Raw genomic sequence first — 6,772 nt, forward strand, 5'->3', positions numbered from 1 at the left:
TGCGCTCGATCTTCGCGGCGATCAGGGCCTCGCTGACCTTTTCGAGGCCGGCATAGGTTTTGGAGATCTCGCCTTCCATGGCGAGGGTGTTTCGATCGGCATGACGCTGGCGGCGCAGTTCTCGGCGAAGCTTGGCATGATCGGCGAGGCCGATGCCGCGCGCGTCGAGCGTCACCTCATCGAGGCCGGCCTGCCGACGCGCCTGCAGGATATCGCCGGTTTCGCGCAGGAAGGACTCGCCGACGCCGACGCGCTGATGGCGCTGATGGCGCAGGACAAGAAGGTCAAGCGCGGCAAGCTCACCTTCATCCTGCTGGAGGCGGTCGGGCGCGCCGTGATCGCGAAGGACGTCGAGCCGGCGCCGGTGCGCGATTTCCTCAAAGAGAAGCTCGCGCAGAAGGCTTGATGCGCGGCTAACCGGTTTTTGAGTGGTGCATGGACTGGCTCGGATTCACCATCGTCATTCTCTGCCTGCTCGTCTCGGGCTTTTTCGCCGCGAGCGAGACCGCGCTGACCGGCGCCTCGCGCGCCAGCATGCTGCGGCTCTCCAAGCAGGGTAACCACGACGCCGATGTCGTCTCGCAGCTGCTGGACATGCGCGAGCGCCTGATCGGCGCGCTGCTGCTCGGCAACAATATCGCCAATATCAGCGCGTCCGCGCTCGCCACCAGCATCTTCACGGGCTGGTTCGGCGATGTCGGCGTGCTCTATGCCACCGGCGTGATGACGGCGCTGGTTGTGATCTTCGCGGAGGTGCTGCCGAAGACCATCGCGATCAACGCGCCCGACCGCATGGCGCTTGCGGTTGCCCGCCCGATGCGGCTGACGATGTATGTGCTGGGACCGTTGCTGCGGATCGTCGAGGTCATCGTTCGTCTGCTGATGCGCTTGTTTGGTTTGGCCGGCGAGCACCAGGCGATCCTGTCGCCGACCGAGCGCCTGCGCGGCGCGGTCGACCTGTTGCACCACGAGGGCAAGGTCGAGAAGCAGGACCGCGACATGCTCGGCGGCCTGCTCGATCTGCGCGAGCTGCAGGTCTCCGACGTCATGATCCATCGCACCGAGATGATGATGATCAATGCCGACCTGCCGCCGGAGGAACTGGTGCGCGAGGTGCTGGCGACCGAGTACACCCGCATTCCGCTGTGGCGCGAGAAGCCGGAAAACATCATCGGCGTGCTTCACGCCAAGGATTTGTTGCGCGCGATCCGCGCCGCGGACGGCGATACCTCGCGCATTGACGTCTCCACCATCGCGCTGCCGCCCTGGTTCGTGCCGGAGATGCGCCCGGTCTCCGAGCAGCTCAAGGCGTTCCGCCGCCGAAAAACCCATTTCGCCCTCGTCGTCGACGAGTACGGCGAGGTTGAAGGTCTCGTGACGCTGGAAGACATTTTGGAAGAGATCGTCGGCGACATCTCCGACGAGCACGACGTCGTGGTCGCCGGCGTGCGCGCCCAGCCGGACGGCTCGGTCGTGGTCGACGGCTCGGTGCCGATCCGCGATCTCAACCGCGCCATGGACTGGCACCTGCCCGACGAAGAGGCAACGACGGTCGCCGGTCTGGTCATTCACGAGGCGCGCTCGATCCCCGACCGCGGCCAGAGTTTCACGTTCCACGGTTTCCGTTTCCGCGTCCTCCGCCGCGAACGCAACCGCATCACCGCGCTCCGTATTTCACCGGTGCCGCGTGACGCGGAGATGGAGGAAGCCAAGCCCAGGCGGGCCGGGACGTCGTTTTGACGCACGGTGTCATCGTCCGCCTTGTGCGCAGTTGCGCACTGGGGCGGACGATCCAGTACGCCGCAGCCTATCGATTGAATCTCGCCAGCAGTGCTTACTGGATGCCCCGCCTTCGCGGGGCATGACAGCGGAGTCTTACGTTCCGCCTTCCCCCGGTGCCTGAGCGTGGATCGCGAGCGCGTGCACGCTGCCGGCAAGTTCCGCGGCCAGCGCCGAATTTATCATGCGGTGGCGATCCACCCGGCTCTTCCCTTTGAAGGCCTGAGACACAATATAAACGCGAAAATGTGTTTCGCCGCTCGGCCGATGGCCGGCGTGGCCCTCATGCAAATGTGACTCGTCGACGACCTGCAGGCTTTCCGGCGTGAAAGCTTCCTGCAACTTGTTGCTGATAGTGTCTTTCATAACCATGAGTGCCATTAAAGCGCGCAGCCGCACTCCGTCAATTGCATAGGCCGCCTGCGGCGGCCGTACCTCGAAGACGCCGGAGTGAAACTTCGGCTGCGGGTTCCCAGCTAATTGCAATGTCAAGACTTGAAGGTTTTTGCATTGCGTAGTCAAAGTCAGTCCATGCCGATCGATTCATCAAAGTTCTTCGACTCCATCCGGGTCAAGCCGAAAGGCAAGCAGCCGGAAGTGAAGCCGCGCGACGCCGTGGTCAATTGCGAATGGGCCGGGTGTCAGAACAAGGGTGCGCACCGTGCGCCGAAGGGCCGCGAGAACCAGCGCGAGTACTGGCACTTCTGCTTGAACCACGTGCGCGAGTACAACCAGAACTACAATTTCTTCTCCGGCATGAATGCCGATGCCGTCGCGCGCTACCAGAAGGATGCGCTGACCGGTCACCGCCCGACCTGGAAGATGGGCGCCAATGGCGGCAAGAAGGGTGCGGAAGCCGAGATCGACATGGCGTCCGATCCGTTCAGCATGTTCAGTGAGATCAATGGCCGCGCCGGCTGGCGGAAGGGTCCGCAGGCCGAGCCCAAGGCCGAGACGCGCAAGGTGATGAACGCCGAGCGCAAGGCGCTCCAGGTCATGGGCCTCGGCCCCGATTCCACGCTTGCCGACGTCAAGAGCAAGTACAAGGCGCTGGTCAAGCAGCACCACCCCGACGCCAACGGCGGCGACCGGTCGACCGAAGACCGCCTGATCGAGATCATCAAGGCTTACAATTATCTGAAGACGGTGGTCCGCGAGGCCTAGGCTACGCCTTCCGGGAAGGACAGCTCGCAAACCAGTCCTTCCGGCCTCCACTGCCGGGTAATGGTTCCGCGCAAGGTCCGGATGATGCCGTCGACCGCGCCGATTCCGAAACCCTTGCGCGTCGGCGCCTCGTTGACCCGAGGACCGCCGCTCTCCGACCAGTGCAGCACGAGAGGCTCCGCGCCATTGGTCTCCCAGCTGATCTCCAACCTGCCCGAAGGCCTCGACAGCGCGCCATACTTGGCGGCGTTGGTGGCGAGTTCATGCAGCGCGACTGCGATCGACTGGGCCAGCGTGGGCGGCAGGTGGACGTCGTCTCCCGCGATCCTGATCCGCTCGCCGTCCTGGCTTGCGTACGGCCGGAGTTCCTCCTCGACGATGGTCTTCAGATTCGCGCCGGTCCAGCGCGAAGCCGAGAACAGCCTCTGCACGTTGGCGAGCGCGCTGAGCCGGCCTGCAAACACGGTCTGGAACTCTTCTGCGGTATCCGCCTTCGTCAGCCGCAGCATCGCCTGAGCCACTGCGAGCAGGTTGTTGGAACGATGATCGACCTCGGAGGTGAGGAGCATCATCCTCTGCTCGGCCTGCTTGCGAGCCGTGATGTCGACCAGCATGTTCACCGCACCAACCAACCGGCCGCGTTCGTCGCGCAGCGGCGTCGGATATGGCATGAAGCAGATCCGGGAGCCGTCCGGCCGCTCGGCCACGGCCTCGACATCGCGCACTGGCCGGTTCTGCTTGAGCGCGATTGCCATCGGGCATTCATCGTGGGGAAGCGCCGTGCCGTCGGGCAGATAGAGCTTCCAGGTCACGCACCACATCTCGCCGATCTTCGGCATGCGTCCGGCAAAATCGATGCAGGCGCGATTGAAGAAGGTGATGCAGCCTTCCGCGTCGGTTGTGTAGATCGCGGCAGGCAGAGCCTGCAGCAAGTCGCGGAATCGTCTTTCTGAATCCGTGCCGGCCTCGGTCCGGTTGGCGGCATAGCCTGCGGCGATCTCGCCGATCCTGGCCTCGTCCGCTTGTCCAAACAGGTCCAGCATTGGAATCTTGATCCGAGGGGGCTCACGGTTAAGTCCCCAGACCCGGAGATGTTCCAAGTTCGTCGCCCGGACCGTGCGCGCGTTCCCGCAATCACGATCTCGCGCGACGGCTCTGCCGTGTCATCGTGCGTCCGAGCGAGGCACGACAGCGGAGTGAACGGCCCGGCTGTCGTGCCCTTGTGCTCTATTCGCCGGCCGCCTTCGGCATTTCCCCCACATATGACGAACTCGGCCGGATCAACCGCCCCGTCCGCTGTTGCTCGCGCGCATGGGCGGTCCACCCCGCTGCACGCGCCACTGCGAAGATCGGCGTGAAGGCCTGGCGTGGAATGGCGAGGGCATCGAGCAGAATCGCCGTGAAGAACTCCACGTTCGTCTCCAGCGGCCGGTCAGGATTCTTCTTGCGCAGCGCGCTGCGGATATAGGCCTCGACCTCGCCGGCAAAGGGCAGGTCGGCGCCATCCGCCGAAAGCCGCCCGATCGCGGCCTTGAGCACGTCGGCGCGCGGATCGCGCACGCGATAGACGCGATGGCCAAAGCCCATCAGCCGCTCGCCGCGGGCGAGGGCCGCATCGACCCATGGCTTGATGCGTTCGCTGGAGCCGATCGCATCGAGCATTTCCAGCACCGGCTCCGGCGCGCCGCCGTGCAAGGGGCCGGTCAGCGCGCAGTATCCGGCGGTGACGGCGGCAAACAGATCGGCCTGCGTCGAGGCCACCACGCGCGTCGTGAAGGTCGAAGCGTTCATGCCGTGGTCGCAGACCGTGACGAGATAGGCGTCCAGCGCCGCGACCTCACGCGGCTTCGGTGAGGCGCCACGCAGCATCCGCAGCGTATCGGCGGCATGGCTCGCATTCGGATCGGGCGCGACCGGCTCCAATCCCTTGGCGCGACGGACCAGCGCGCCTGCGATCACCGGAAACGCGCCGACGATCGTCGCCTCATGTTCCAGCCCGTTTTCCGCGCGCAGGCCCGCGACCGTCGCGCGGAACCCGTCGACGATGCTCATGCCGCGTGTCGCCGGCAACAGCTCCGGCAAACGCGCGAACGCACGCTCGCGCGCCGCGCCCAGGCTCGCCCGCACATTGGCTTCGCTCAGCGTGGTCTTGCTCGCGCCGTTCCAGAGCCGGGCGGTGACGCCCTCGAAGCTCGACTGGCTTGCGAGGGTGCCGACATGCTCGCCGGCGATGATCAGCTCGCCGCGCTCGCCATCGACATGGCTCAGCACGGTCTCGGCCGCGGGAACGCCGTCCAGCCCGATCTGGCTTTTGGTGAGGTGGATGTTCATGACCCAATCTCCTTTGCACTGCACCAGGAGAAAATCAGGCCTCTCGACAGATTGATCAATCTTGATTACATAAATCAATATGAATAATTCCGAGGAACTCTATCTGTCGGCCCGGGAAGCTGCCGCCGAGCTCGCGATCTCGCCGGCCACGCTCTACGCCTATGTCAGCCGCGGCCTGATCCGCTCCGAGCCGACGCCGGATTCGCGCAAGAACCGCTATCGGGCCGAGGACGTCCGCGCCCTTAAGGAGCGCCGGGTGCCGTCGCCGGAGCCGCGCGGCCTGCGCAGCTTCGACGCTGACCTGCCGGTCATGGACACGGAGATCTCGACCATTACCGAGGAGGGCGCGATCTACCGCGGCGTCAATTGCGTCGATCTCGCTGAGAACGACACGCTGGAGCACACGGCGACGCTGCTGTGGGACGTCTCCGACGTCGATCCCTTCACGCCGGACAATCAGCCCCAGATCTCCGACGAGATGCGCGCGATCGCAGAGGCCGCGCGCCGCGCCGCGCCGATCGACCGTGCCATCGCAGTGCTGGCGCTCGCGACCAGCGCGGACGCGCGTGCGTTCACCCGCGCGCCCGATGGCCGCGCGATGGTCGGCGGGCGCATTGTCCGCCTCCTGGTCGCGACCATGCTCAACGCCGAGCCGTCATCCGAGCCGCTGCACCAGCAGATCGCGAAGGCCTGGGCGCCCGACAACAAGCACGCGCCCGACCTCATCCGCCGCGCGCTGGTGCTGCTCGCCGATCACGAATTGAACGCCTCGACCTTCACCGCGCGCTGCGCGGCATCGACCGGCCTCAACCTCTATGACTCCGTCATCGCCGGCCTCGCCGCGTTGAAAGGGCCGAAGCATGGCGGCGCCGGCGTGCTGGCCTCGCAGCTCGTCAAGGCGCTGGTCGATCGCGATGTCGCCCCGATGGTCCGTGAGCGCGTCGCTCTGGGTGAGCGCTTTGCCGGCTTCGGCCACGGCGTCTACAAGCGCGGCGATCCCCGCGCGCAGTCGCTGCTGAACGCGCTGGCGCGTGCCGGCGCGCCGCGCAAATTCACGCGCGAAGTGCCGGAGCGGATCGTCGAGGCGACCGGCGAGCTCGTCAACATCGACTACGCGCTCGCCGTCCTCGTGCACGCGCTGCGCCTGCCCTTAGGCAGCGAGCTCGCGCTGTTCGCGATGGCCCGCAGCGTCGGCTGGATCGCGCACGCCAGCGAGCAATTGCAGTTCGGCAAGCTGATCCGCACGCGGGCAAGGTATGTGGGGCCGGCGCCGGGGCGAAGGGCGGGGGCGGCGGAGTTGAAGAGCTGAGAGGCGGTGCGGCGAAGTGCGCTGTCACCCTCCCCTGGAGGGGGAGGGTCGATCGCGCGCAGCGCGAGCGGGTGGGGTGATCTCTCCACCCGAACAGTGCCCGTGGGGAGAGATCACCCCCCCCCCGGGGGCCCGGGGGGGGGGGGGGGGCGGGGGGCCCGCCCCCCCCCCCCCCCGGGGGGGGGTTAT

7 protein-coding genes are annotated in these 6,772 nt (G+C 66.2%); 4 read left to right on the plus strand and 3 right to left on the minus strand.

Translation table 11 applies throughout. The annotated features are described in order from the left end of the window. Both AC0L3X_RS44770 and AC0L3X_RS44775 read left to right on the plus strand, forming a co-directional pair. Positions 1-406: 3-dehydroquinate synthase family protein (locus AC0L3X_RS44770; protein ID WP_473317495.1), on the plus strand; the 406-nt coding region annotated here is incomplete at its 5' end. Positions 407-435: 29 nt separating this feature from the next. Further along, the gene (locus AC0L3X_RS44775) at positions 436-1,740 is read left to right on the plus strand and encodes an HlyC/CorC family transporter (RefSeq protein WP_354131650.1); all 1,305 of its coding nucleotides are present in this window, start codon (positions 436-438) and stop codon (positions 1,738-1,740) included. 135 nt (positions 1,741-1,875) lie between these two features. Here the strand turns inward: AC0L3X_RS44775 and AC0L3X_RS44780 are convergent, their stop codons facing one another. Beyond that, positions 1,876-2,151: a BolA family protein gene (locus tag AC0L3X_RS44780; protein WP_473317499.1), complete on the minus strand. Its 276-nt coding sequence runs from the start codon at positions 2,149-2,151 to the stop codon at positions 1,876-1,878. Positions 2,152-2,310: 159 nt separating this feature from the next. Here AC0L3X_RS44780 and AC0L3X_RS44785 point away from each other — a divergent pair, with 159 nt between their 5' ends. After that, positions 2,311-2,943 (plus strand): J domain-containing protein, encoded by a 633-nt coding sequence (locus AC0L3X_RS44785; protein WP_014490400.1) that lies wholly within the window; start codon positions 2,311-2,313, stop codon positions 2,941-2,943. On the opposite strand, the gene AC0L3X_RS44790 is transcribed toward AC0L3X_RS44785, so the two are convergent. Continuing rightward, positions 2,940-3,986: a sensor histidine kinase gene (locus tag AC0L3X_RS44790; RefSeq protein WP_354131649.1), complete on the minus strand. Its 1,047-nt coding sequence runs from the start codon at positions 3,984-3,986 to the stop codon at positions 2,940-2,942. The two genes, AC0L3X_RS44785 and AC0L3X_RS44790, sit on opposite strands and share 4 nt — an antisense overlap. A gap of 184 nt (positions 3,987-4,170) precedes the next feature. After that, positions 4,171-5,274: a citrate synthase/methylcitrate synthase gene (locus AC0L3X_RS44795; protein ID WP_473317496.1), complete on the minus strand. Its 1,104-nt coding sequence runs from the start codon at positions 5,272-5,274 to the stop codon at positions 4,171-4,173. A 79-nt stretch (positions 5,275-5,353) separates the two neighbouring features. Here AC0L3X_RS44795 and AC0L3X_RS44800 point away from each other — a divergent pair, with 79 nt between their 5' ends. After that, positions 5,354-6,583 (plus strand): citrate/2-methylcitrate synthase, encoded by a 1,230-nt coding sequence (locus AC0L3X_RS44800; RefSeq protein ID WP_473317497.1) that lies wholly within the window; start codon positions 5,354-5,356, stop codon positions 6,581-6,583. Positions 6,584-6,772 lie beyond the last annotated feature (189 nt).

It is taken from the genome of Bradyrhizobium sp. MI1.7 (genome assembly GCF_055811795.1).